We start from the raw sequence: 24,699 nt of genomic DNA, 5'->3' as shown, positions 1-24,699 counted from the left end.
CTTTGAGCCTTAATCAACTATCTGAATCTAGTCCATGGCGGGAAATACATTTGGAACTCTTTTTAAACTAACCACTTTCGGAGAATCACATGGCGTGGCAATTGGCGGGGTATTGGATGGATGTCCTGCTGGCATTTCATTAGACTTAAAAGCTATACAGGCAGATCTGGACAGAAGAAAACCAGGGCAATCCGCAATCGTTACTCAGCGAAAAGAACCGGATACTGTTGAGTTTTACTCGGGTATATTTGAAGGTAAAACCACGGGTACCCCTATAGGATTTGCCATTCATAATACCAATCAGAAATCACACGACTATTCGCACATAAAAGACTCCTACCGCCCATCCCATGCAGACTATGTTTATGACAGGAAGTATGGCATAAGGGATTACAGGGGTGGTGGCAGGAGTTCTGCAAGAGAAACAGCCAGTCGGGTAGTCGCCGGAGCAATTGCCAAGCAGTTTTTAAAAGATATTAGTATTCAGGCCTATGTCTCTCAGGTAGGGGATATGAAATTGGATAAAGATTATAATGATCTTGACCTTGCCATGGCCGAAACTAATGCCGTCAGATGTCCCGATCCTGAGACTGCTTCCAAAATGGAAGATTATATAAAGGCAGTAAGGAAAGAAGGAGACACTATTGGAGGAATTATTAGTTGTGTTATTAAAAATGTCCCTGTTGGTCTCGGGGAACCTGTTTTTGACAAACTGCATGCAGAATTGGGTAAAGCTATGCTTTCTATTAATGCCGTAAAAGGTTTCGAATATGGAAGTGGTTTTGCCGGGGTTGCCATGAAAGGGAGTGCTCATAACGATCAATTTAATTCAGACGGAACAACAAAAACCAATTATAGCGGTGGCGTTCAGGGTGGAATTAGCAACGGGATGGACATTTATTTTAATGTGGCCTTTAAACCTGTGGCAACCATTATTCAGGCCTATGAAACTATAGACAAAGACGGCAACAAAGTACAGACAAAAGGAAAAGGCCGGCACGATCCGTGTGTGGTGCCAAGAGCAGTTCCTATTGTAGAGGCAATGGCCGCTCTGGTTCTGGCAGACTTTACCCTGCTAAACAGGAATATCCAGGCCCAATAAAGCGCCGCTTTCTCTTTTCTTTTTTTTCTAGGGGGTTAATTCTCAAAATAGTATCTTACCGGGCAAATTGAAATAGCATTGTATGAAAAAGATGGAACTTCATTGGCAGATCCTGATTGGGATGATTCTGGGGATTATTTTTGGTTTTGGAATGACCTATTTTTCCTGGGGTAAGGATTTTGTTACCGATTGGATTAGCCCGTTCGGAACGATTTTCATTAATCTGCTAAAATTAATTGCTATTCCACTTATTCTGGCTTCTTTGATAAAAGGAATTTCTGATTTAAAAGATATTTCAAAATTCAAAAACATAGGTTTGCGTACCATGGGGATTTATATTGGTACAACAACAGTGGCCATCATTCTGGGATTGGTTCTGGTAAATGTATTGGAGCCCGGAAATGGTATTTCTGATCAAACCATAGAAAAGCTTACTTCTACATACGCCGCAGACAGTGGGGTAGTCGCAAAATTAGAGGAGGCCACAAGACAAAAGGAAAGTGGCCCGTTAAAGTTCCTTGAAGACATGGTGCCAGATAATGCGGTAGCCGCTCTTGGAGATAACAGGCTAATGCTGCAAGTCATCTTTTTCACCATTTTTATGGGAATCTCAATGTTATTGATAGGTGAAGAACGTGCAAAACCACTTAAAAAATTCTTTGATTCCTTAAATTTTGTGGTCCTGAAAATGGTAGATCTTATAATGCTTATAGCGCCTTTAGCGGTATTTGCTTTATTGGCAAGTGTAGTAGTTTCTTCGAGCGATCCGGAAATACTACTGGCCCTTCTCAAATATGCAGGGGTGGTCATTCTAGGGCTTTTACTAATGATTGTATTCTATTGTACGCTTGTTGCCATCTTTGCCAAGGTTAACCCTTTCTGGTTTTTAAAACAGCTTAGTCCGGCCCAACTACTGGCTTTTTCTACCAGTTCCAGTGCGGCAACATTACCTGTTACTATGGAAAGAGTAGAGGAGCATATAGGGGTAGACAAGGAAGTTTCTAGTTTTGTTTTACCCGTTGGAGCGACCATAAATATGGACGGAACAAGTCTCTATCAAGGGGTAGCGGCGGTATTTATCGCACAAGCATTGAGTTTTGACCTTCCCTTGAGTGCACAGCTGATGATTGTAATAACCGCTTTGCTGGCTTCTATAGGAACAGCAGCTGTACCGGGAGCAGGAATGGTTATGTTGGTTATCGTATTAGAGTCTGTCGGTTTCCCGGCTGATAAATACGCTATTGGCCTTGCCTTGATTTTTGCAGTGGACCGACCCCTGGATATGTTCAGGACAGTCGTAAACATAACCGGGGATGCTACGGTTTCGACGGTTGTTGCAAAATCAGTAGGAAAACTAGGTAAACCCCATGTTGAGGATTGGGATGATTATCTGGATGAGGTGAGATAGAATGTGATATAGTAACAGTACTTTGTTATATTAAATCAAATAATATTATTTTTAAAATGTATTAACCATAAGAAGCTAAGTGTATTATGAATATTTGTTTCTTAATGTATCCCTGGGAGGAGATAGATCCGGAAAATGATACCAGTCTTGCATTCATTCATGAATGCGTTAAACGCAATCACGGTGTAGCCCTGTGTACACCTGCAAACCTTACTATCCGGAATAGTGTTACCAATGCCTTTTGTACGGTAATTAACAGGATGGAAAAAGTACCCTCCAGCCTTAAATCGTTTTATAAGCAGGCAGTAACCAGGGAAGAAATGCTGCCCCTCGCAGGTTTCGATGTAATCTTTATGCGTGCCAACCCGCCTTTAGACCCGATAATGCTCAATTTCCTTGATTCTGTCAAAGATGATGTCTTTATCATGAATTCGCTTCAGGGGCTTAGGGAGGCCAATAACAAATTGTATACGGCAGCTTTTGGCGATAGTCATAGTAACATCATCCCGGCAACTCATGTATCTAAAAACAAGAATTACCTGGTAAATCAAATTAAGGATTCCAGTGCAGATAAGATGATTTTAAAACCTTTGAACGGTTTTGGAGGGTCAGGAGTTATACTGATTGAAAAGTCGGCTATGAACAACATAAAGTCGTTGTTAGATTTTTATGTAACTAATTCAGATGGAACATCTAACTATGTAATACTTCAAGAATACATTGAAGGTGCAGACCAGGGTGATATCCGAATATTGATATTAAATGGGGAGCCTATTGGGGCAATGAGGCGTATTCCGGGATCTGATGATCACAGGTCTAATGTATCTGCCGGGGGTTCTGTGGCAAAGCATATTCTGACCAAACAGGAAAAGGCCTTGTGTAAACAAATAGGACCCAAACTGGTTAAAGATGGCCTTCATTTTGTAGGCATAGATGTGATAGGCGGCAAATTGGTTGAGGTGAATGTAATGTCACCCGGCGGAGTAACCTATATGAACAAGGTGTATAAGACCAAAATTCAGTCAAAGGTTATCGATTTTATAGAAAGTAAGGTGTTAGACAAGCTTCAGGCTTTTGACAGGCGCTCCAGGCTGCGTAACGAGGTAGAGAATGCATAGGCTTACAGTCGATAAAATTATTGCTAATATTCGTTCAGAAATTCCTTTTGAAGCGGTTTCTGAAGACTATTCCTTCACACTTAAAATAGAGGAATACGCCCCTTATATCTGCGGAGCGGTACATGATGGGCATCAATTTAGAAAATCTTTATGGGATAATTGTCTCCATACCGCCTATGATCGCTGGTACGAAGAGGATCCATGTACCAAAGAAATGGTGAGAGAGCATCCCATTGTTATTGCGGGCTGTGACAGCCGGTTCGAATATGATTTAAACAGGGCTCCGGATACGGCTATTTACAAAGATGCCTGGGGGAAGCAACTTTGGCGAGATCCCTTGCCCGAAAAGGAACATCATAAAAGTCTGGACAAACACAAAGCATTTTATGAAGTTGTGCATGCCCTGATGTCACAGATTGAAAGGAAATACGGGAAGGCGATAGTGTTTGACATCCACAGTTATAACTGGAAAAGGTGGGAGAGGGAAGTACCTACCTGGAATCTGGGAACCTCCAATATTGACAACAGCAGGTTTGGGGATACTGTATCCTCTTGGTGCGGTAAATTAGAACAAATGTCATTGCCCAACAGTATAAGGTCTAGCTCGGCAGTTAATGATACTTTTCAGGGGAATGGATATTTCTTAAAGTTTATCACTAATAATTTTGATAACACCCTTGTTCTGGCGACTGAAATAGCCAAAGTATATTGCGATGAACATAGTGGGGTAATTTATCCTGAAGTTGTGCGTTCTGTTGCAAGACATCTGCAAGATTTAATACCTTTGCAGGCCGAAGAATTCCATAAAGCTAATGATTAGAGAAAAAGAGAGAACGGACTTAATGCGGCAATATGCTGATCTGTTTGAAATAGATGCCAATCTCGACAGATTGGTGAAGCGGATTGAATTGCTTAGTTATGTGAATCCTTTAAATATTGAAAAGGAAAAACATAGATTCTTTGCGTCTAAGTATAGCGATGATCCGGAGTTCAATTATCCAAAACTCAAATTCGACCCCTATAAATTGCACCGTTTGTTCTTTTCTCAGCGATTAGAAAGGATAGATGACGACGAGATTAGAAAGTTGTACCAGGAAATCATCTACTTCTATGCCAATATGGTACAATGTATTGAGACGGTGGGCCAGTCCCGGAAGTTTTATTACAATTCATTGGGGATCTATGGTACGCCAACCGAGAAGGATGTACAAAACGCCAAATTTATATTGCATTATGAGGATGAGGCGCCTTCATCAGACATGGAAAAGATTTTTTCCCCGGAGGAAGCCCGCGATTATTTTGAAGATTTTGCCCAGCAATACGATTTTCCGTTAAATATCAGATTCTCCACAAATATTGCGGCAGATGCCATGGTGAGTAATATCTCACAGACAATGCTGATTAAAAAGAATACCACTTTTAGTAAGAATCAATTGTTAACCCTTGCTAACCACGAAATTGGTGTGCATTTGGTAACGACTTTTAATGGGATGCATCAGCCTTTAAAAATATTTGCTAACGGTTTCCCTAAAAATGTGGAAACCCAGGAAGGGCTTGCCGTTTTTAGTGAATACATGAGTGATGCACTTACATTAAAGCGACTAAAAGAATTGGCTTACAGGGTTCTGGCGTCTGACAGTTTAATAAAAGGGTATACATTTTCAGACACCTTTGACTTAATTCACAATCAATACAAACTCAATAGAAGTGAAGCCTTTAGTATTACCTTAAGAGCACATAGGGGCGGGGGCTTTACTAAAGACAGATTGTATCTTAGCGGGCTGCGCAAAGTGTATAAGCGCTATGCTAAGGGGCAGAACATGGATCACTTGCTCACTGGCAAAGTATCCATAGACTATGAGGACCAAATCCGTTATCTACAAAGCCTGGGGCTTGCTGAGGACATTACATACCACAATCTGGCATTTGCCAGGAAATTGAGCAACAATGCAACGCTAGATTTTATTTTAAATAATCTTAAGTAGAAAACCCCGGAAAGGACCAGTTCGTTAGCAGAAAGCGGTAGTGTAGCCGCCAATTCTAATCCATAAATTTCACTTTTAATTCAGGAGTCGGCACCATACAGGCATCTTTTTTGCCAAACCAACGGTACCTCCTTTTAGCCACCAGGTCATAAATCCAATCTCTGAACGGACTTGGGATCCATTCAAGTACAGCCAGCAGTCGATAACCCCCGCCAAATTGCTGACCTATTTTTAGAGCAGCTGTGGATTTAACATAATAAGCAACATTTGGGTCAACTAGTATAATGGAATCAATTTTGGAAGTGTCTATGCCGCGCTCCTTTATAAATTGTTGCCCGGTACTTCCTTGTAAGGGGGCAAAACAAAAGCGGTTACGTTTATCTCTCTTAATGACGTATTGAACAGCATTATTGCATAAATTGCAAATGCCGTCAAATAATATTAACTGTTTATTCTCAGGAATATTCACATGGCAAAATTACGATCATTTAAAGAGATTACCTATTTTACAAGGCACTCAAAAAGGAACTCAAATCTTGAGACTTATCAAGCCTGAGCTTCTTTTTAAGACGGTACTTGGATTTAAGTATACTATCTGGCAGAACGTTTAAGGTTGCGGCTATTTCCTTTGTGGTGAGATTCATACGCAAGAAAGCGGCGAGGCGTATTTCCTTTTCTGAGATGTCTTTGTAAAGCGTTTTTAATTTTTGATCAAAGTCGTTGTGGACTTCTGCAAAATAGCTTTTGAACACTTCCCAATCCTTGTCTGAAGCATTCTCCTTCTTCAACAGCATGACAATGCGCCTGAATTCAACTTTAAATCGGTCCGGATCATTCTTAATGTTCTGCAGGTTATCCATCAATTCCTGGATAAAGGTATTTTTTTGAACCAGATGTAGGGTCTGACTCGCCAGTTCTTTCTTTTTATATTCTATCTCCTGCCGATAGATTTCCTCTTGTTTCTCCCTGGCGATTTTATTCTTTTTGATTCGTTGTCTGAAGCCGAAAAACAGTAGTCCTGAAATCAGAATGCCTGCTCCGGTACCCCCGGCATATAACCCTTTCGTGAGTTGGTCAACTTTGGCTTTTTCATTGAGCGTCATTATCTCTTCTTCCTGGAGAGCAAGTGCTGCTTCTTTTTTCTCGGTTTCGTATATAATTTTAAGTTCTTCTAGTTTCCTGGTCCGGTCTATATTGAAAATAGAATCATTTAGATGCTTGTATTTTTGATAATTCTCAAGGGAAGCACCAGGTTTATTATTTTTTTTATGAATGGTACTACGTTTTAAATACGCATCTCTTAGAATGGATAGGTTTCCATTGCCATCGCCAGTAGCGTACGCAAATACATCTGATAGTTGGCCCAACGCATCTTCCAGACGGTTTAGTAATATATAGGATTCTGCCAATTCTAGTCGTGATATAGCAATACGTCTTTCAGAATTGATCTCTTTTGCCAGCGAAATACTTTTCTGGAGGAATTCTGCACCTAGTTTTGGTTTTGCCTGTAAATTAAAGAGGGCTCCCATTTGCGCAAGGGCCGACGCTTCTGTGGAAGGGACATTCGCTATTTTAGACTTTTCAATGCTCTTTACCAGGGCAGCTTCGGCCTTATTAAATTGCTTCAAAGCTGTGTATGACTTGGCAAGATCTGCCTCAGCTACGGCCTGATAATACGTGTCATTCTGGTTGATGTATATTTCCAATGCCTCTAGATTGTATGCAATGGCTTTTTGGTAATTGCCAATACTGTGTTCAATTGCCGCCAGATGGGTTTTGGCGTCAGCAATCCTCACATCCCTGTTAATTGGGGTGCTGACAACAGGTAACAATTTAAGGCTCTTAAGGACATTTTCCAGGGCGATAGTATAATGCCCTCGGTTTTCATTAATCCGACCTTTAAAATCCAGTGAATAAGCAACTCCTACAGAATCTTTGTTTTGGTAATTGAATTCGAGGTTCTTATCATTGATTTCATCAGCCTTATCCAAATTTCCAAGCTCAAATTCTATTAAGGCCAAACCGTGATATGCCTGAGAAACGAAGATATGGTTGTTGTAAATTTTAGCGTATTTAAGTGATTCTGAGTAGTGATATCTTGCCGAATCCACATTGTTTACATTGTTGTAGAGGATCCCCAATTGATAATTGGCCATTGATTGTCCGCCGCTAAACTCGATTTGGTTTGAAATCTCGAGTTGTTCAAAGGCATATTTTTTTGCCAATTCTGGATTGCGATACATGTAATAATTAATGATGTTGTTGTTGGTCATCACCTTCAGTGTATCCAGATCGTGTTTTTCGTATGCCAGGAGAAGACTGTCAATGTCAAAATTTAATTGTGCGGTTCCATTGTGGAATGCCAAAAGGCAATACAAACAGCATACAATTACTTTTAAATTCATTTTACTAATAAGTTAGTTGCCCCGAATATAATCAAAAGTGGATGTATATAGGCTAACCAAATCTGAGGCAAGAAAAGGTGTTGTCCATGATTTGTCCAGTAATATCCAAGAAACATGTAATTACTAAAAAGCCTCATATCCTCAATAAATAAAGGCCTTTCAGCGTTTTATCGACAATTTTTATAATTGCCTTGTCCATGTCCATATTGCGTGCTATTAACTTTCCTTGTCCATAGTTTGTCCATGCTTAAGATTAGGCGAGAGGGCTTATCTCTTCTAGGTTTGGGGTGTTGAATCTTAAAATCTATAAATTATGAAAACCCTAAAAACAATTTTAGCAAAATCAATGCTCTTAAGTATTATCGTCTTAACCGTATTCTCCTGCAGCAAGGATGAAGATGAAATGGAAGCTCCCGTGAAGGCAGAGGATATTCGCTTTCGTGTACAACTGACAAAAATTAAGGCAACCGACACCTCTGGGGAGGGGGATGCTAATAACGATAAGCTTGAAATCTTTGGTGAACTATCCACTTATCTGACCATTGGAACAACTGTGGATACCAAAGTTCTGTGGTCTGTTGATCTGGAAAACGCAATTAGCGTGGGTCAAAATGACTCTCAATTGACCGGTGAGACAACATTTACCGTTTCCGCGGATCAGCTTGTTAATAGCAGTATCACTTGTGCTGGTGATTTAGAGGAGAACGATGGGGGAGGTTTTGTACAAGACCAGGGAGAGGAATCGAGCACATTCTCTTTAGGCTCTATAACAGGAACTCAAGATATTGAGCTCACTTTTTCAGAAACATCTGGTCAGATATCTGTGGTGACCTTTATCATTACGAGACTTTAATGGTTGTATTAGCGGCTGGTGCCTAAAGTTGTAGATTCAACAACTTGGCATTGGTCGCTTTTCAACATCGCATTGCTATATACCCACTGCATACTTCCATTTTATAATCATTAAAGTAAATCAGATGAAAACAATTGTACTCGTGCTTTCCATGTTTTATGTTCTAACGACCTATTCGCAGGAATTAAAACGACAGATGTTGGCTTCTGCAGGCAGCAGTCAACTGGTTGAGTCAGTAGCCGGTAATTTTTTTATACAGCAAAGTGTTGGTCAACATAGTGTTATTGGCACCTTCACCGCAGAAAATAATGAATTACGGCAAGGCTATATACAACCATTACCGACTATTTTAGTTGGGGGCGACCCCAACAGTTTAGAGGTTTTGGTTTATCCCAATCCATTTACCAGTGGTGTTGTGGTTGCTTTCGAACAAGGTCTTGAAGAGGAAATATCTACAGAGCTGTTTGATATGAGCGGTCGATTGGTGCAATCAGCAACATATGAGGCCAAACCACAACTGGTAATACCATTAGCAGGTCTTTCTCAGGGCGCTTATTTTCTTCGTCTCAGTTCGGAAGGGCGTAAGGTGGTGAAGCAATTGCTTAAACGATGAGACGTTTAGCATTATTTATTTTCCTCTTTTTTCTTTCAAAGTCGGTTACTTCCCAGTTGCTTTATGCAGAGTGGGGACAGACGATTTCTAGCTTTGACTATGAAAATTCTGCAGGTGGGACTCTAGAAAACCTTCAGTCTAAGATAGGTTCCTATATCAATGTTGGTTATCAATTTCAATTGCCTGGAGATAGGACGACCATAGGCTTGGGAGCCGTATTCAACACCTATGGCGCGGTGGCGAGTGATGCATTGCTCGACAATTACTTTAATTGGGATGTAAGCTATGCAGGTATCCAAACTGGACTGACTTACTATTTTGCCAGGTCTAAGGCCTTTCAATTCTATGTCAGGCCCAAGGTCTCATTGGAATATTTGGTAAGAGGAACCCAAACCTTAAACAATCAAGTGTTTGATTTATCGGGCGAAGATGAATTCGACAATTTTTTATTGGTGCCAGGATTGGGTGTAGGCTTGCAGTACCCCATTTCAAACAAAGCAGCAATTTATTTTAACTACAATTTTGGCCGGAGTTTTTCTTTGGTGGATTCAAATCCCGAAGATGATGAAAATCTAAATATGAACATGCACAATATTGGTCTTGGTATAGTAATTCAGCTACCAGGCTGCAATTGTGCCTTTAAATCATTTTAAAATGAAAAAGAATTACCATTTAATATGGCTATTGTTCCTTGTTCCGCTTTGGGCAACGGCCCAAGTAGAGGGTATTACCTACCAAGCCGTTTTGGTAGATAACAATCCGAATGAAATACCAGGCATTGATGTTCCTTCAAACAATATTCCCAATCAAGAGTTGACCATTAGGTTCACAATATTGGATTTTTCAGGGACCGTTGAATATCAAGAAACACAGGGAACGCAAACTGATGCCTATGGTACCATCAACCTTACTGTTGGGCAAGGCCAAACAACGGGGCAGAGCCTGGTGAATTTTGGTCAAATCAATTGGGATGGTCCCAAAACCTTGAACGTGGATATCGACTTGGATGCAGGTTCCAATTTTACCACATTTAGTAGTCAACCGTTGACCTATGTACCCTATGTTCGCCATCGAGAATTAATTGCAGATGGTATAACCAATCTGAACAATGAGTTTTATGTTAACAATGGTAGTAGATCTCAATTTAGTGGCGACGTAACGGTAAATCAAGAATTTACCGCTAATGCCAGGGCAAATTTTTTTGATCGTGTCATGATCGACGCTACAATGCCAGACACCAATCAGGCGAATATTGGCGCATATCCTTTGTTACTTCAAGGAAGTTCGCATGGCATGGCTATTCAATTAAATGAGAATACTCCAGGCAGAAAAGACAACTTTATGTCGTTTTGGAATGCCAATGACGAACCAATTGGCAGAATAGAAGGTTTTATTCCCAATCAGGCAGCGTTTGATTTCGCTTCAATTAGCGCCATTCTTTTAGGTTTTGAACCTACGGAAGACGATGAGCCCGAAGAAGGTGATGACGAAGAAGATGTCGACAGAAATGATTACCCAACCGATTTTCCGGATGCTCTAGACACCTATTTCAATAATGATTACTCTTTGAATTTTTTAATACAGGCCACTGATATTGTAAATTCTACATTTCAGTTGCTATGGAATAGTGCTTGTTTTGGTACTTGGGTGCCGGGAGTTGATGCCGACTGTGATGATTTTGTATGGTCCCTATATGATGTTTTTATTCAAGGAACCCAATTGGCCCTTTATTTGGGGTATAATGAATTAAACAAAGGAGTTGCCTTTGAATCCGGAGGAGCCGATTATGCCGAATGGCTAAAGAAATATGATTCCAGCGAAAAGTTCACTTTTGGAGATGTGGTTGGTGTCAAAGCAGGTGTAATTTCCAAAAGTTTTACGGAAGCAGACCACTTTATGGTGGTTTCTAAAAACCCCATTGTTTCTGGGGCCATGCCCACAGAGGAAAAGAAGAAAAACTACAAGCAAATTGCATTTCTGGGACAAGTGCCCGTCAAAGTTATTGGCGAGGTAAACAAAGGCGATTACATTTTGCCCTCAGGTAACGGTGACGGATTGGCCATTGCGGTTTCCCCCCATAATATGAAGGTTAATGATTACCAACGCATTATTGGAGTTTCATGGAATGAATACCATGGCAATGAATTGTTCAGCTACATTAATACCGCAGTAGGTATAAATTGTAATGACCTAACGCGCCAAGTGCTGGCAATGCAGGTGACAATGAATCAAATGCAGATAGCATTGGCACAAGTAAACCCGAATTATAGACCTACTTTTTTTGATGTTGATGGAGTCACCGTTTCCAATGATATGGGCACAACAAAGGCACCTGCCATGAAACATTTAATAACAGCTAAGTACGGTTTAAAAGAGGACGCCACTGTTCAAGAAGCGATACATCAGGTAAACATCCTTATGAAAGAGCACGACTTGGGTAACAGTCTTTTTAAATTTTCGGATTTACCCTATTTGACGGAAGTGCTTAGTAAGCCCACAGAGGAAAATATCACCAAAGCCAGAAAAGCGTATGCCCGCGCACAAAAGAATATTGAAAACCTTTCTAAAAGAATCAACTAAAGCAAATACCAATTTTAAAAACAAATAACAATGAAAAAACTATTTTTTTTACCAGCACTAGTTTTAATGCTAATCAGCATCGCCTGTACAAAAGATGAAGAAGGCGAGAAGATCAATTCCAATTTAACCGGAAGTTGGATTGGTACTTATACCGGAGATGATAGAGGTGTTTGGACTGTCAATGTAAGTAGCACCGGGAAGGTAACTGGAACGGCCACCTCCTCTTATACTTCCGATTCGGCTGATATCAAAGGTGAAGTCAGCGATAATGGTGCGTTATCCGCTACACTGGGAAACTCAGAGGACCGTTCGTTTGTAGGGCAATTAAGGGAAGATAATGAAGCAACAGGCACCTGGATAGATGAACGCAGAGATCAAGATGGTACATGGACGGGAAGCAAGCAATAACTGCTTTAGCCCAAATTTTATACCATTAAATTTGACCTTTCAAATTACAGTCGGCCGCTCAGTTTGGGTTCTATAATCTGATGCCGGCTGTTATTTTGAACTAATTGATGGTCCTGAATTGTTTTTGCAGGGAGGATGGTTAAATTATAATCGGGGAGGAGGGTAGTATACCCCCACAAAGTAGAAGAGGTTTCCGAGCTATTTTTTTGCCGTTTCCACCAACTCCAACTGATCTACACTGACATTGGTGGTAAATATCCCGTAATTCACTACAGCCTTATTCTTTTCAAGACTATCTATACTTCCCACAGCTTTGCCGTCTGTCATCCTAACCCGGTCTCCAACTTTTAAAACTGGTCGAGGCGCGTTCCTTTCTTTGATTTGGACTTTCTTTTTCGCAACTTTCTTCTTTTGCCTGATTACTTTTACCTTTTGCTGTACCTCCTGGGTAACTTCAGCTTTTTTTATACGGGCTTCCTTGGCTTCTGCAGCAGTCTTTTTCTTTCGTTTACTATTCTCTGTCTCAACTATTCGCAGTAATTCCGAAACCAGAGGCCGTTTCTTCTTATCAAGAAAGTATTTCTCTGCAGCCTTATTTACTTTATTTCCCAAATGAATCATCCGCTGGTCATGATCATACAGCTCCTGATAATTTTCGAGCTTGGTTTTAATCTTGGCATTTAGTTTTTCTAGTTTATCCGCTTCACTTCTGGCTTTAGACTCTTCAAGTTCCAGTCTGGAGCCTGTTTTAGCCATCTTGGAGCGCTCTTTTTGCAACTTGGCTATAGTGGCATCAAAACGCAATTTTCCTCTGGCCACTTTCTTCTTTGCTTTGTTTATTAAATGGTAAGGGATGCCATTTTTTTGTGCCACCTCAAATGTAAATGAGCTTCCCGGTTGCCCCAGCTCCAATTGAAATGTAGGTTCAAGTGTTTTGGCATCAAAAAGCATATTGGCATTTGTGGTATGTGGCAATTCATCTGCCAGGGCTTTTAAGTTGGCGTAGTGCGTGGTAATGACGCCATATGCGCCTCGTTCATAAAACACCTCTAGAAAACTCTCGGCCAGGGCTCCTCCTAATTCAGGATCACTTCCAGTACCAAATTCATCAATCAGAAACAAAGTATCTTTATTACACTTCTTTAGAAAACCCCTCATATTTTTTAACCGATAGCTATAAGTGCTTAAATGGTTTTCAATGGATTGGTTATCTCCAATATCCGTAAGAATAGTATCAAATAAACAGACCGAACTTCTTTCATGAACAGGAATTAGAAGCCCTGATTGAAGCATTACTTGAAGTAATCCTATGGTCTTTAATGTGATGCTTTTCCCGCCGGCATTAGGCCCTGATATCACAATAATTCTGTTCTCAGGATGAAGTTCAATGGTCTGGGGCCAGGTCTTTTCCTTATTGCTTATGTTAGCTATGTATAATAATGGGTGATAGGCCTCTTTTAAATAAAGCCTGTTTTCCTCATTAATCTCTGGCATAATTGCATTTATGTCTCTGGCATAACTGGCCTTGGCGGCAGTAATATCTATATGTATCAGATAATCCTGATAATCGGATAATAGAGAAGCATATGGCCTGATTACGGCGGTAAGTTCATTGAGAATGCGCTGAATTTCCTCCTTCTCATCAAATTCCAAATTATTCAGGGCTCTACTATGTCTAAGCGAGGCCTCGGGCTCAATATATATGATACTTCCGGTCTTACTACTGCCCATCACTGTGCCTTTCACTTTCTTGCGATACATCGCCTTTACAGCCAATACCCTTCTGTTATCGACTACAGACTCCCTGATTTCATCTAAAAATTCAGAAGCCTTATACGTATTTAAAGCAGCACCAAAGCTTTGGTTGATTTTTGCCTTGACACTATTGATCTCCTGCCTGATGTTTTTCAAAGTAACCGAGGCATCGTCTTTTATTTCGCCAAAGCGATCAATTACGGAATTGATTAGCTCAGGAATTTCAGTATTATTTTCAACTTCCTCCGATAACTCCAGAAGGAGGGGGTAATATTCTTTAAATTTTTTAAAGAATTTTTTGTGAGTATTTACCGTGATACAAATGGCCCCAATACGCCTAAAGCCCCCTAATTCGAGTGTGGTATTTTCTATCTTCAGCAATTTCAATTCAGATGATATGGGGTCGAAACTGTGATTCGGGATGCGATTCTCATTGCTGAACGAAGCAATGTACTCAGAGGTTTGCCCTAACTGAGTTAGGATTGTCTGCCTGTCTGTGGAAGGCCTGATCGCCATAATAGCAGCCTTTCCCAGATCGTTATGCGAACGCTCGGTAACCTGTTCCAAAACTAATGGCAATTCCAGGTCCTGTAAGGTTTTGGTGAGTATAGCAGCCATTTTTCCACTTTAGATTGGCAAAGGTATGGATTAGACGGCAGAAGTAAAACCAGATATTATTAGTTGCTCCCAGACATCTATTGGCATCACATTTAATTCTTAACCACTGTAAATACCGTGTCTCTCTCTATACTATTAAGGCAATAATATAGGGGTAAATGCTGTTAATAGATTGTGTTTGGGGTCATTTATAACCCTCTAAAGACATTATTACCATGATTAAGCATGCTTTAAAATATATATCAATTGTGTTATGCGCCGTATTAACTGCCTGCAGTACTACACATCAATTAAGCATTAATACTGTTGAACCCGCACCGGTAGATCTTGCACACAACATCAGGCGCATTGGAATTATTAATAGCAGTATAGCATCAGAAAGAGCTGAATATAAAGACCGTCTTGACCAGATTTTGTCTTCGGAAGATCAGGAGTTGGTAAAACAAGGAACAGACGCGGCTTTAAACGGACTATTTCAGGAGTTGGTGAAAGACAGTAGATTTGAAAAAATACTACTGCTAGAAAATGTCCCTGAAGTAATGAAGGGTATCCATCCCATCCCTGATCAGAGGTCATGGACCACCATAGAGGAATTGTGCAGGAAGCACGATGTGGATGCTATATTTTCACTTGCCTTTTATGATACCGATACAAAGATTTCTTTAAAAAAGACCAAAATGGAACAGCGCGACCTGATGCGCGATTATGTAGAAGTTAAGGCACATGAGATCACCCTTGAAACGCTAATAGAAAACGGATGGCGAATTTACGACCCCCAACATAAAGAGGTTATCGATGAATTTACATTTAATGATCAGATAACTTCAACAGCCAAAGGTATTAGCCCAATCAGGGCTCTTAGAGCAATTACAGATAGGAAAGATGCTGTTCTTGACAAAAGTATGGATACTGGCAGCGCCTATGGATCCCGGCTGCAACCCTCAAAGCAAGTAATTTACAGAGACTATTATATTAACGGAACGGAGTCCCTGGAACAGGCCGATATCCTGGCGCAAAAAGAAGATTTCGAAGGGGCAACCGAACTCTGGAAAAAAGACATAACACATTCAAGCTCAAAAATTAGAGCAAGAGCCTGTTATAACTTAGCTGTTTATCAGGAATATAAAGGGGACTTAAGCAAGGCAATGGAATGGGCCTCTAAATCCTACGAACATGCCAAAAGTAAAAGTACGCAGCACTATATTGAAGCGCTGGAAAACAGAATTACTCAGCAAGAGCTATTGGCGCAACAGATGGCCTATATAGATATCCTCAGACCTTAAAATTAAAGGTAAACCCCCAAGGTCAGCCCAATCATGGCCAGCAGGCATAAAATGGCTACAAGCGGGAGGGCAAATCTCAACCATTTATCATAACCCACATTAACAATGGCCAATGACGCCAGAATGATTCCTGTCGGATTAATGATCTTAAACAAGCCCACACCATACTGATAGGCATTCACCATTACTTCTCTGCCTATACCCGCACTATCTGCAAGTGGAGACATAATTGGCATAGTAAGCACAGCCATCCCGGAGGAAGAGGAAATAAAGAATGTAAGACCGCTGTATATTAACAAAACGACGTTTATAAAGAGTCCTTTTGGCATTCCGTCTGTCACAGAACTTGCATAAAAGAGCAGCGTATCACTAACTAAACCATCTTCCATCAAAACGGTTACCCCTCTCGCAATTCCAATTATAAATGCCACTCCTAACAGATCACTAGCTCCCTTAATGAACTTATTCACAAATTGTTCTTCACCAATCCTGGAGATCAACCCTATGATTAAAGCTCCCGCCAGAAACACCGATGTCATTTCCATAAACCACCATCCCAACTGGGAGACTCCATAAACCATTACTATAAAGCAAAGGGTGAAAATCAGCAAAACTAAACGTAACCTCCAGCTAAGTGCCGGGACATTTGAGTTTTGAGACCCCTGAAACATTTTTTCTATTTCTGCTTTTTGATGGTATATGAGCGACTTTGAAGGGTTGTTTTTTACACGCTGGGCATAACGAATAATGTACAGTATGCAAATAATTAATCCGACAATCAACATGATTACCCTGGATTCAAGGCCTGTTGTCCAATTAATGCCAGCTGCGTCCGAAGCAATAATAGTGCTAAACGGATTTACTGTGGAAGCCAGGGTGCCTATCGATGAACCAATATAGATTGATGCAATGGCTACCATAGCATCGTACTTAGCAGCCAGGAAAATAGGGATTAAAATAGGGTAGAAGGCTATGGTCTCCTCCTCTAAGCCAAAGGTAGTGCCGCCCAGGGCTACTAAGGAAGTTACTATTACAATCAGTAAAAACTCCTTCCCCTTAAGCTTTACGGAAAGCCATGCAATCCCGGCTTCAAAAGCGCCCGTCGCATTCACTATGGCAATTAGGCCGCCTATAATCAGTACCAATAGAATGATGTCCGAGACCTGGATAATTCCTTTTAGGGGAGATTGTATTAGCGACCATATCCCCTGTGGTTGTGCTTTGAGTGGCTTATACGTATTTGGAATACTAATTGGTTTAGAAATAGCCCCTTCCCGGAATTTATCTAGAGGGATTTTTACCAGCAGGGCATCCAGTGATTCCTGGGTTGCCGGGAGTGATTCTGCCACCTCCTGGCTAGTTCTGACAAAAACATTGCTCTCAGCGTCATACGATAGCCGGTCGTACTGGCCAGCAGGTATCAACCATGTAAGGAGTGCTACAAATGCGGCAAGAATAACAAGAATGGTGTGTGCAGTTGGGAATTTATACTTCCTTGATTTAAACATAGGTTGGTTTAAAGGCTTATGGTATGGAAAGATATTATTATTTTTAATTTATAAGCGCTAATGAGCCAATAAATGCGAGTAGCTATAGAAGAGAGTTGGAAATTGCAACTGCAACAGGAATTTGAGGAGCCCTATTTCTCTGATTTAATACAATTTGTAAAAGATGAATATTCCCGTTACCCTTGCTATCCTGGTGGTAAGGAAATATTTGCAGCCTTTGAACACAGTAATTTCCTAAATACAAAAGTAGTAATCATTGGGCAAGATCCTTATCATGGCCCGGGACAGGCAAACGGACTGTGTTTCTCTGTCAATGAAGGGATTACTCATCCGCCCTCCCTGGTAAATATTTTTAAAGAAATTAATAAAGACCTTGGCGTTCCTTACCCAAAAAGCGGCAATCTTAATCGCTGGGCGGAGCAAGGCGTACTGTTGCTAAATGCCACTTTAACAGTAAGAGCACATATGGCAGGAAGTCATCAGAATAAGGGTTGGGAAAGGTTTACCGATGCTGTAATCCAGAAAATATCAAGGGAGAGAAAGGGGGTGGTATTCCTGCTTTGGGGAGGGTATGCTAAGAAGAAAGCCAAATTAATTGATAGTGGTAAGCACCATATTCTGAGCTCTGGACATCCATCTCCTTTAAGTGCCAATAGGGGGTATTGGTTTGGAAATAAACATTTTAGTCAGACCAATGCACTATTAACTAAAATGGGCAAGTCGACTATTGATTGGTAGCCGCTGACCACACGATTTCCTTGTACGATAGTTTATCTTTAATTAACTTTAAATGATAAAGTGTATTCTGTACATTATCAATAACTTGACTATCAATATTAGTTTGGCTCCAACTTGTTATTGAAAGCCATTCAACTACATCTGCCAATTCTAAACCATAGCTGTTGGCCAGGGTGCGATCTATGCTTGGAATCTTTTTAAATTCCGAACTATACAAGTTGATTATTTCCAGTATATGTTGCAGTACAGAAGTGTTTTGACTTATAAATTCTTCCCTTGCAGCAATAACAAAGCACGGCCAGGGAGTAGGGCAATCTCCCAACCGCCTGAAAATGCCTTTATCTACTAATGGTTTGGTGGTAAAATGTTCCCACATAAAATATTGCGCGTGGTCTTCTGTAAGCGCCGTAACTGCTCCGTCCAGATTGTTGATGACTTCGAACTTCAGACTGTCAGTATCCCAATTATGATTTTGTGCATTAACGTAGGCCATAAGGTGACTGCCACTGCCATAGCGACTGATGGCTGCCTTAGTGCCTTCCAGTGACGAAATGCTGTTATATTGGGATGATGCAGCAACATGGATTCCCCATTGCAGGGGAGAACCTATATACTCCTGTACAATTTTTACCGGATTTCCTTCTGTGATGCTTTTTACAATGCCTTCGGTAAGGATGATCGCCAGATCTGCTTCATTATCCTGGAGCATTTGACACATTCTGCCAGTGCCTTCCGGGACATCTGTCCATTGCAAACTTATCCCACGCTCATGAAAGGCTCCTTCGTCTATAGCAAGATGCCAGGGAAGATTAAAGTGCTCAGGGACTCCAATAATTCTTACTTTTTTCATTTATGCTGTTATGGCTTAAAAGTATATGGATAAGAATAGATTCATCTGGTAAGTCTATCCAGAACATATTGTATCAATTCATCTACAGCTTTGTGTGGATGCAGTGAAAACTCTCCTGTGCTTCGGTTGGCCAGGATGCAATTCATGGATACTGCCCTATGGCCAAGTAAAGCAGCCAGGCCGTAAATAGCCGAGGTCTCCATCTCCATGTTGGTAATTCTTTTTCCTTCAAACTCGAAGGAAGAGATCTTTTTATTCAATTGGTTGTCCTCTCTGCTAAGTCTGAGTTTTCTCCCCTGTGGCCCGTAAAAGCCAACATTGGTCGCGGTAAAACCAGGCTGTACATTGTCCGATCTTAACCTAATAGCAAGTTCCTCACTACAGCGTACTACATAAGGGATAGATTTAAAAACCGACCATTTTGTATGATCAATAAAAGCCAATTGAATGTCTGGGTGTTGTATTTCTTCGCTATCGTAAAAGTGCAGCATATTGTCGAACCCAATAGCAAGTTCACTCAATACAAATGTGTCTAACGGAATGTCGGGTTGTATAGATCCCGAGGTTCCTACTCTTACTATATCCAGGGAAGTATGTTCTGGTTTTACTGTTCTGTTATCAAAATCCATGTTCACCAGAGCGTCCAGTTCATTCATGACAATGTCTATATTGTCTGTGCCAATCCCTGTGGAAATTACTGTTAATCTTTTGTTGTTAAGCCGGCCGGTATGCGTTCTGAACTCTCTTTTGTGTTTTTCAACTTCAATAAAATCAAAATACTTGGAGACTTCCCATACCCGGTCAGGATCTCCTACGGTAATAATGGTATCTGCTATATCTCCTGGCAGTAAATTAAGGTGATAAATACTCTTATCGGCATTAAGGATAAATTCCGACGGACCAAGTTGCATCTAATGCTGGAATTATAGTTTTAATATTCTGTCAGAATCCGTATTGTAGAGGTAGTTGTATTTTAACGCCCCGCCAAGATAGGCCTCGTTGTCTTTAATAAGGGAGTAGTAGCTAGTCTTTCTATCCAGTATTTCCTTACCTTTTTTAGAAAGTCTTACAGGGTTGAAAGAAGTGAACAACGGTTTCAGATTTGTAATTACTCTATCGTACTGCGAATCTCCGAAGCCGTAGAGTCCCTGATCCTGAAGTACGTTATTAAGGAATGCCTTTTTAGATCTGGGCTTCTTTTCAGCTGCTACTTCCAAAACCTTGTTTTCAATAGCATTTAAACCGTTCTTAATACTGGGAAAACGCTTTAAATGGGCTTTAACCGCATCCCCCAGATAATCAAACTGGTAATTATTAAAATCCGTAAGGTTTTCCAAACGGATCGGGTTATCACTGCAGTAAAGTTGCCAGACATAATCTGCGTATTCTATATCACTGCGGGAAAGTACCTTTCTGTTTTCGTATAGATCTAATAATTGTTCATTCGATAACTCGTTCAGACCGTATAACTTATCTGTTTCATCTTCATCTCCACTGCATACCAATGAAATCTCTGCATCGCGCCGATACGTTTTAAGCCAACTAAGCACCGCTAGCATATTAATCTGGCAGAAAAGGTCGTATTCGAACCAGAGGATGATCTGGTCTTGTTGTTTATGGTTGCAAAGTGAGCGATACTCCTTAAGTGTTTTCTCTACGAACCAGGATTTACTTACTTTATAATTCTTGTGAAGAAAATCAAAACGGGTTTTCCAAAACGATTCACTACCTACGTTAGTTTCTGTCTTTCCCTCACACAGCATTTCGCGCCAGGTAATAATTTCTCCCTTTAGTTGTAATGATTCTAACTTTTGGGTAAAACTATCCCCGTTGGTAATGTGCAATTGGGAACTCATTTAGGTTTCGTTTTGATTCAATTCCTAAAAGTAACATTAAAAAGAAAAAAACAAAAAAAATTAACAGATTTCTGCGCAACGAATAATTTATTTTCACATCATAGCTGCTTGTCAACCACCTACGCGCTTTACCTGAAACCCTTTATTGATAAGGATATCCATGATTTTATCCCGGTAGTCTCCCTGAATAATAATTTTATCATTTTTAAATGAGCCTCCAACACTCAGAGTAGTTTTTAGTTCTTTCGCCAGTTTTTTAAAATCGGCTTCAGCCCCGGTATAGCCTTCAAGGATGGTAATTGGCTTCCCCTTTCTTTTTTCGTATTTGCAAATAATAGGCGCGTCTTGCATCCAAATGTCTGATGCTTTGTTTGAAACACTTTCTTCTTTGGAGGGTTTATGATCCGGAAAGAGGTTTTTTAACTGATCTTGAAGGTCCATTAAAGGTGCTTTATATAGTTGTATTTTAACTACTTAATTAATCCTAATTCAATTAAACGTTCATGTAAAAATTCTCCCGCTGTAATGTCGGAGAATTGCTTTGGATTGTCCTCATCTATACATTTTTCTAAGCAATTCAGCGGCATCTCACTTATAGGATGCATAAAAAACGGGATAGAATATCGGGAGGTGCCCCATAATTCTTTAGGTGGGTTAACCACCTGGTGAATTGTAGATTTTAATTTGTTGTTGGAAAGACGAGAAAGCATATCACCGACATTGATCATTAACTGATCTGGTGCAGCAATGGCATCTACCCATTCGTCTGCATGATTCTTTACCTGTAAACCCCGTCCGTGGGCTCCCATGAGCAGCGTTATAAGATTAATGTCGCCGTGAGCGGCGGCCCTCACTGCATTCTTTGGTTCTGAAGTAATTGGCGGATAGTGAATGGGTCTGAGGATAGAATTTCCGTTTTTAATATAGTCGTCAAAATAGTCCTCCTCCAATCCCAGATGCAATGCCAGTGCCCGCAACACATATTTAGCGGTTTTTTCCAGCATTTTATAGGTCTCTTTGCCCACTTCGTTGAAATGTTCCAATTCTTCTACTTCTACGTTATCAGGGTATTCCGATTCCAGCTTTGGATTGTTTTCAACGTACTGGCCAAAATGCCAAAACTCTTTAAGATCCCCTTCAGTTCTGCCTTTGGCATGCTCTTTCCCAAAGGAAGTATATCCTCGTTGCCCCCCTATACCTTCTATTTCATATTTGTCTTTTACCTGCTGAGATAATGAAAAGAACTTTTTAATTTCAGCATAAAGGTCTTCCACTAATTTATCGGAAAGGAAGTGCCCCCTAAGGGCTACAAATCCAATATCTTCAAATGCTGCACCGATTTCAGTAATGAACTTTTCTTTTCTTTGCTCATCTCCGGAGATAAAATCGCGCAGGTCTACACTTGGTATAGCACTCATAAACTTCATTTTTTAGTTCGCTCGTAAAGTTAAGAAAATCCGGGAGTAAAACTGCTTTGAAATTCTATGGTTTTGTTGCTTGCAATTTTCCTACTTTTGTTCCAAATATGTATAAAACGCCATAGTTCACCCTATGAAATACAAAGCCGAAGGCATTTCCGAAACACTTCAGTTAGAACTTTATAAAAGGATGCTGAAACCCAGGATGATAGAGGAGAAAATGCTAATTCTACTGCGCCAGGGAAAGATTTCAAAATGGTTTAGTGGCATTGGGCAGGAAGCTATTTCTGTTGGTGTTACTACTGCATTGAAAGACGAGGAATACATTCTGCCGATGCACCGCAACCTGGGTGTCTTTACCAGTCGTGACATTCCTTTATATAGATTGTTTGCCCAATGGCAGGGAAAAGCAAGTGGCTTTACAAAAGGCCGTGATCGAAGCTTTCATTTTGGAACCCAGGACTACAATATCATAGGAATGATCTCTCATTTGGGACCACAATTGGGTGTGGCTGATGGTATAGCACTGGCCAATTTGCTTAAGGAACAGAAACACGTGACGGCTGTTTTTACAGGTGAAGGAGGAACCAGTGAAGGAGATTTTCACGAAGCTCTAAATGTTGCAGCTGTTTGGGACTTACCCGTATTGTTCTGTGTAGAAAACAATGGGTATGGTTTATCTACACCTACAAACGAGCAATATCGCTGTAAGCAAATTGCAGATAAGGGTAAAGGATATGGAATAGAATCCTATACTATAAACGGTAACAACATCCTGGAGGTTTATAAAAAGGTAGATAAACTCTGTAGGAGCATTAGAGAAATGCCAAGACCTGTACTCCTGGAATTTAAGACTTTTCGCATGCGCGGACATGAGGAGGCCAGCGGTACAAAATATGTTCCACATAAATTAATGGAAAAATGGGCAGCAAAAGATCCCATTGAAAACTACCAGGAATACCTCCATTCTGCCCAGTTGCTCACCGAAGAACATGAGGTGGAAATAAAGAAGGAGATTATCCATGAAATTGATGACCATTTGAAACAGGCTTTTGCTGAAGATGCCATTGTATTAGATGAAAGTAAAGAATTATATGACGTATATAAAGAATTTATATATGAGCCAGTTAACCCTGGTAATGTCGTTAAAAATATCCGCCTTGTAGATGCGGTATCTGAAGGACTGAAACAAGCCATGGAAAAGCATGATAACCTGGTAATCCTGGGACAGGATATAGCCGATTATGGAGGGGTTTTCAAGATTACCGAGGGGTTTGTGGATGCTTTTGGAAAAGAACGGGTCAGAAACACTCCAATTTGTGAATCGGCTATTGTGTCTGCAGCTATGGGCTTGTCTATAAATGGTATGAAAGCAGTAATGGAGATGCAGTTTGCAGATTTTGTAAGTACTGGCTTTAATCCAATTGTAAATTATCTGGCGAAGGTGCACTACCGTTGGAATGAAAATGCCGATGTGGTGATCCGGATGCCCTGTGGAGCTGGGGTAGGGGCTGGGCCCTTTCATTCTCAAACCAATGAAGCCTGGTTCACCAAGACGCCGGGTCTAAAAGTGGTCTACCCGGCCTTTCCCTTCGATGCCAAGGGGCTATTGACTACCGCAATAAATGATCCTAATCCGGTATTATTTTTTGAGCATAAGGCATTGTACAGAAGCAGTTATCAGGACGTTCCTGTAGATTATTATACCTTGCCTTTCGGGAAAGCTAATCTGTTAAGAACGGGAGACCAGATTAGTATTGTGGCCTATGGGGCTGCAGTACATTGGGCATTGGATGTTTTGGACGCCCATACAGAAATTAAAGCAGATATTTTGGATTTGCGTTCCTTGCAGCCACTAGATACGGAGGCTATATTCACATCTGTAAAGAAAACCGGGAAACTAATCATTCTGCAGGAGGATAGCATGTTTGGAGGAATCGCCAGTGATATCTCTGCCATGGTGATGGAGAATTGTTTTGAATACCTGGATGCTCCTGTAAAACGTGTGGCCAGCCTGGAAACCCCCATTCCATTCGCTAAAAATCTGGAAAATAATTACTTGCCTAAAGACCGTTTTAAAGCAACGCTACAAGAGCTGCTGGTGTACTAGTTAAAACCAAAAAAAATCTAAAGCTGCAAAACGCTGCTAATAAGTTGTTTCCAAACTTATTTTGAACGGCAGATACATCTTATCGAAAAGT

General features: G+C 40.6%; 22 protein-coding genes. 13 read left to right on the top strand and 9 right to left on the bottom strand.

Going from position 1 to position 24,699, the window contains the following annotated elements; genetic code table 11:
- Nucleotides 1-34: 34 nt before the first annotated feature.
- The 5 genes from aroC (at nucleotide 35) to J1G40_RS03725 (ending at nucleotide 5,613) form a co-directional block, all read left to right on the top strand.
- Nucleotides 35-1,102, top strand: coding sequence for a chorismate synthase (aroC, locus tag J1G40_RS03745; RefSeq protein ID WP_265241106.1), 1,068 nt, complete (start codon nucleotides 35-37; stop codon nucleotides 1,100-1,102).
- Nucleotides 1,103-1,184: 82 nt separating this feature from the next.
- A complete protein-coding gene (locus J1G40_RS03740; RefSeq protein WP_265241104.1) occupies nucleotides 1,185-2,510 on the top strand; it encodes a dicarboxylate/amino acid:cation symporter in 1,326 nt (441 codons plus the stop codon).
- 86 nt (nucleotides 2,511-2,596) lie between these two features.
- A complete protein-coding gene (gene gshB, locus J1G40_RS03735; protein WP_265241102.1) occupies nucleotides 2,597-3,628 on the top strand; it encodes a glutathione synthase in 1,032 nt (343 codons plus the stop codon).
- Nucleotides 3,621-4,448: an N-formylglutamate amidohydrolase gene (locus tag J1G40_RS03730; protein WP_265241101.1), complete on the top strand. Its 828-nt coding sequence runs from the start codon at nucleotides 3,621-3,623 to the stop codon at nucleotides 4,446-4,448. The genes gshB and J1G40_RS03730 overlap by 8 nt, the downstream gene beginning before the upstream one ends.
- Entirely contained in the window at nucleotides 4,441-5,613 is a 1,173-nt protein-coding gene (locus tag J1G40_RS03725) for a flavohemoglobin expression-modulating QEGLA motif protein (RefSeq protein WP_265241099.1), read from the top strand. The genes J1G40_RS03730 and J1G40_RS03725 overlap by 8 nt, the downstream gene beginning before the upstream one ends.
- A gap of 55 nt (nucleotides 5,614-5,668) precedes the next feature.
- On the opposite strand, the gene J1G40_RS03720 is transcribed toward J1G40_RS03725, so the two are convergent.
- Together J1G40_RS03720 and J1G40_RS03715 are read right to left on the bottom strand one after the other, a co-directional pair.
- Entirely contained in the window at nucleotides 5,669-6,082 is a 414-nt protein-coding gene (locus tag J1G40_RS03720) for a thiol-disulfide oxidoreductase DCC family protein (RefSeq protein WP_265241097.1), read from the bottom strand.
- 37 nt (nucleotides 6,083-6,119) lie between these two features.
- On the bottom strand, nucleotides 6,120-8,018 hold the full coding sequence (locus J1G40_RS03715; RefSeq protein ID WP_265241095.1) for a tetratricopeptide repeat protein: 1,899 nt from the start codon (nucleotides 8,016-8,018) through the stop codon (nucleotides 6,120-6,122).
- Between the two features lie 346 nt (nucleotides 8,019-8,364).
- Here J1G40_RS03715 and J1G40_RS03710 point away from each other — a divergent pair, with 346 nt between their 5' ends.
- The 5 genes from J1G40_RS03710 to J1G40_RS03690 all read left to right on the top strand — a co-directional run bounded on the left by J1G40_RS03710 (nucleotide 8,365) and on the right by J1G40_RS03690 (nucleotide 12,472).
- Nucleotides 8,365-8,871 carry a hypothetical protein gene (locus J1G40_RS03710; RefSeq protein WP_265241093.1) on the top strand — a complete coding sequence of 169 codons (507 nt, stop codon included), beginning with the start codon at nucleotides 8,365-8,367 and terminating at the stop codon, nucleotides 8,869-8,871.
- 124 nt (nucleotides 8,872-8,995) lie between these two features.
- Nucleotides 8,996-9,484, top strand: coding sequence for a T9SS type A sorting domain-containing protein (locus J1G40_RS03705; protein WP_265241091.1), 489 nt, complete (start codon nucleotides 8,996-8,998; stop codon nucleotides 9,482-9,484).
- Complete coding sequence (locus J1G40_RS03700) at nucleotides 9,481-10,137, top strand: PorT family protein (RefSeq protein WP_265241089.1); 657 nt, start codon at nucleotides 9,481-9,483, stop codon at nucleotides 10,135-10,137. The genes J1G40_RS03705 and J1G40_RS03700 overlap by 4 nt, the downstream gene beginning before the upstream one ends.
- A 1-nt stretch (nucleotide 10,138) precedes the next feature.
- Nucleotides 10,139-12,064, top strand: a complete 1,926-nt coding sequence (locus tag J1G40_RS03695) for a hypothetical protein (protein ID WP_265241087.1) — start codon at nucleotides 10,139-10,141, stop codon at nucleotides 12,062-12,064.
- Nucleotides 12,065-12,094: 30 nt separating this feature from the next.
- Complete coding sequence (locus J1G40_RS03690; protein WP_265241085.1) at nucleotides 12,095-12,472, top strand: hypothetical protein; 378 nt, start codon at nucleotides 12,095-12,097, stop codon at nucleotides 12,470-12,472.
- Nucleotides 12,473-12,670: 198 nt separating this feature from the next.
- Here the strand turns inward: J1G40_RS03690 and J1G40_RS03685 are convergent, their stop codons facing one another.
- Nucleotides 12,671-14,845, bottom strand: a complete 2,175-nt coding sequence (locus J1G40_RS03685) for an endonuclease MutS2 (protein WP_265241083.1) — start codon at nucleotides 14,843-14,845, stop codon at nucleotides 12,671-12,673.
- Between the two features lie 215 nt (nucleotides 14,846-15,060).
- Here J1G40_RS03685 and J1G40_RS03680 point away from each other — a divergent pair, with 215 nt between their 5' ends.
- Nucleotides 15,061-16,128, top strand: a complete 1,068-nt coding sequence (locus J1G40_RS03680; RefSeq protein ID WP_265241082.1) for a DUF6340 family protein — start codon at nucleotides 15,061-15,063, stop codon at nucleotides 16,126-16,128.
- A 2-nt stretch (nucleotides 16,129-16,130) separates the two neighbouring features.
- On the opposite strand, the gene J1G40_RS03675 is transcribed toward J1G40_RS03680, so the two are convergent.
- Nucleotides 16,131-17,636, bottom strand: coding sequence for a YfcC family protein (locus J1G40_RS03675; protein ID WP_265241081.1), 1,506 nt, complete (start codon nucleotides 17,634-17,636; stop codon nucleotides 16,131-16,133).
- Nucleotides 17,637-17,708: 72 nt separating this feature from the next.
- On the opposite strand from J1G40_RS03675, the gene ung reads away from it, so the two are divergent.
- Nucleotides 17,709-18,374 carry a uracil-DNA glycosylase gene (ung, locus tag J1G40_RS03670; RefSeq protein ID WP_265241080.1) on the top strand — a complete coding sequence of 222 codons (666 nt, stop codon included), beginning with the start codon at nucleotides 17,709-17,711 and terminating at the stop codon, nucleotides 18,372-18,374.
- Here the strand turns inward: ung and J1G40_RS03665 are convergent.
- The 5 genes from J1G40_RS03665 to J1G40_RS03645 all read right to left on the bottom strand — a co-directional run bounded on the left by J1G40_RS03665 (nucleotide 18,361) and on the right by J1G40_RS03645 (nucleotide 22,498).
- Nucleotides 18,361-19,224, bottom strand: a complete 864-nt coding sequence (locus J1G40_RS03665) for a substrate-binding domain-containing protein (protein WP_265241078.1) — start codon at nucleotides 19,222-19,224, stop codon at nucleotides 18,361-18,363. The genes ung and J1G40_RS03665 overlap by 14 nt on opposite strands.
- Nucleotides 19,225-19,265: 41 nt before the next feature.
- Nucleotides 19,266-20,135 carry a nucleoside phosphorylase gene (locus tag J1G40_RS03660; RefSeq protein WP_265241077.1) on the bottom strand — a complete coding sequence of 290 codons (870 nt, stop codon included), beginning with the start codon at nucleotides 20,133-20,135 and terminating at the stop codon, nucleotides 19,266-19,268.
- Nucleotides 20,136-20,147: 12 nt separating this feature from the next.
- On the bottom strand, nucleotides 20,148-21,080 hold the full coding sequence (locus J1G40_RS03655; RefSeq protein WP_265241075.1) for a DUF1835 domain-containing protein: 933 nt from the start codon (nucleotides 21,078-21,080) through the stop codon (nucleotides 20,148-20,150).
- A gap of 111 nt (nucleotides 21,081-21,191) precedes the next feature.
- On the bottom strand, nucleotides 21,192-21,521 hold the full coding sequence (locus J1G40_RS03650) for a translation initiation factor (protein WP_265241073.1): 330 nt from the start codon (nucleotides 21,519-21,521) through the stop codon (nucleotides 21,192-21,194).
- A gap of 29 nt (nucleotides 21,522-21,550) precedes the next feature.
- The gene (locus J1G40_RS03645; protein WP_265241072.1) at nucleotides 21,551-22,498 is read right to left on the bottom strand and encodes an isopenicillin N synthase family dioxygenase; all 948 of its coding nucleotides are present in this window, start codon (nucleotides 22,496-22,498) and stop codon (nucleotides 21,551-21,553) included.
- Between the two features lie 133 nt (nucleotides 22,499-22,631).
- On the opposite strand from J1G40_RS03645, the gene J1G40_RS03640 reads away from it, so the two are divergent.
- The gene (locus J1G40_RS03640) at nucleotides 22,632-24,608 is read left to right on the top strand and encodes a dehydrogenase E1 component subunit alpha/beta (protein WP_265241070.1); all 1,977 of its coding nucleotides are present in this window, start codon (nucleotides 22,632-22,634) and stop codon (nucleotides 24,606-24,608) included.
- The last annotated feature ends 91 nt before the right edge of the window (nucleotides 24,609-24,699 follow it).

The organism is Muriicola sp. Z0-33 (genome assembly GCF_026126425.1).
Classification (GTDB): domain Bacteria; phylum Bacteroidota; class Bacteroidia; order Flavobacteriales; family Flavobacteriaceae; genus JAFMPW01.
This window is presented reverse-complemented; position numbering and strand designations above follow the sequence as displayed.

What these genes read in the sequence shown, in the direction of transcription:
- aroC (WP_265241106.1), top strand. Translation starts at nt 35, where the DNA reads ATGGCGGGAAATACATTTGGAACTCTTTTTAAACTAACCACTTTCGGA.
- J1G40_RS03740 (WP_265241104.1), top strand. Translation starts at nt 1,185, where the DNA reads ATGAAAAAGATGGAACTTCATTGGCAGATCCTGATTGGGATGATTCTG.
- gshB (WP_265241102.1), top strand. Translation starts at nt 2,597, where the DNA reads ATGAATATTTGTTTCTTAATGTATCCCTGGGAGGAGATAGATCCGGAA.
- J1G40_RS03730 (WP_265241101.1), top strand. Translation starts at nt 3,621, where the DNA reads ATGCATAGGCTTACAGTCGATAAAATTATTGCTAATATTCGTTCAGAA.
- J1G40_RS03725 (WP_265241099.1), top strand. Translation starts at nt 4,441, where the DNA reads ATGATTAGAGAAAAAGAGAGAACGGACTTAATGCGGCAATATGCTGAT.
- J1G40_RS03715 (WP_265241095.1), bottom strand. Translation starts at nt 8,018, where the DNA reads ATGAATTTAAAAGTAATTGTATGCTGTTTGTATTGCCTTTTGGCATTC.
- J1G40_RS03710 (WP_265241093.1), top strand. Translation starts at nt 8,365, where the DNA reads ATGCTCTTAAGTATTATCGTCTTAACCGTATTCTCCTGCAGCAAGGAT.
- J1G40_RS03705 (WP_265241091.1), top strand. Translation starts at nt 8,996, where the DNA reads ATGAAAACAATTGTACTCGTGCTTTCCATGTTTTATGTTCTAACGACC.
- J1G40_RS03700 (WP_265241089.1), top strand. Translation starts at nt 9,481, where the DNA reads ATGAGACGTTTAGCATTATTTATTTTCCTCTTTTTTCTTTCAAAGTCG.
- J1G40_RS03695 (WP_265241087.1), top strand. Translation starts at nt 10,139, where the DNA reads ATGAAAAAGAATTACCATTTAATATGGCTATTGTTCCTTGTTCCGCTT.
- J1G40_RS03690 (WP_265241085.1), top strand. Translation starts at nt 12,095, where the DNA reads ATGAAAAAACTATTTTTTTTACCAGCACTAGTTTTAATGCTAATCAGC.
- J1G40_RS03685 (WP_265241083.1), bottom strand. Translation starts at nt 14,845, where the DNA reads ATGGCTGCTATACTCACCAAAACCTTACAGGACCTGGAATTGCCATTA.
- J1G40_RS03680 (WP_265241082.1), top strand. Translation starts at nt 15,061, where the DNA reads ATGATTAAGCATGCTTTAAAATATATATCAATTGTGTTATGCGCCGTA.
- J1G40_RS03675 (WP_265241081.1), bottom strand. Translation starts at nt 17,636, where the DNA reads ATGTTTAAATCAAGGAAGTATAAATTCCCAACTGCACACACCATTCTT.
- ung (WP_265241080.1), top strand. Translation starts at nt 17,709, where the DNA reads ATGCGAGTAGCTATAGAAGAGAGTTGGAAATTGCAACTGCAACAGGAA.
- J1G40_RS03665 (WP_265241078.1), bottom strand. Translation starts at nt 19,224, where the DNA reads ATGAAAAAAGTAAGAATTATTGGAGTCCCTGAGCACTTTAATCTTCCC.
- J1G40_RS03660 (WP_265241077.1), bottom strand. Translation starts at nt 20,135, where the DNA reads ATGCAACTTGGTCCGTCGGAATTTATCCTTAATGCCGATAAGAGTATT.
- J1G40_RS03655 (WP_265241075.1), bottom strand. Translation starts at nt 21,080, where the DNA reads ATGAGTTCCCAATTGCACATTACCAACGGGGATAGTTTTACCCAAAAG.
- J1G40_RS03650 (WP_265241073.1), bottom strand. Translation starts at nt 21,521, where the DNA reads ATGGACCTTCAAGATCAGTTAAAAAACCTCTTTCCGGATCATAAACCC.
- J1G40_RS03645 (WP_265241072.1), bottom strand. Translation starts at nt 22,498, where the DNA reads ATGAGTGCTATACCAAGTGTAGACCTGCGCGATTTTATCTCCGGAGAT.
- J1G40_RS03640 (WP_265241070.1), top strand. Translation starts at nt 22,632, where the DNA reads ATGAAATACAAAGCCGAAGGCATTTCCGAAACACTTCAGTTAGAACTT.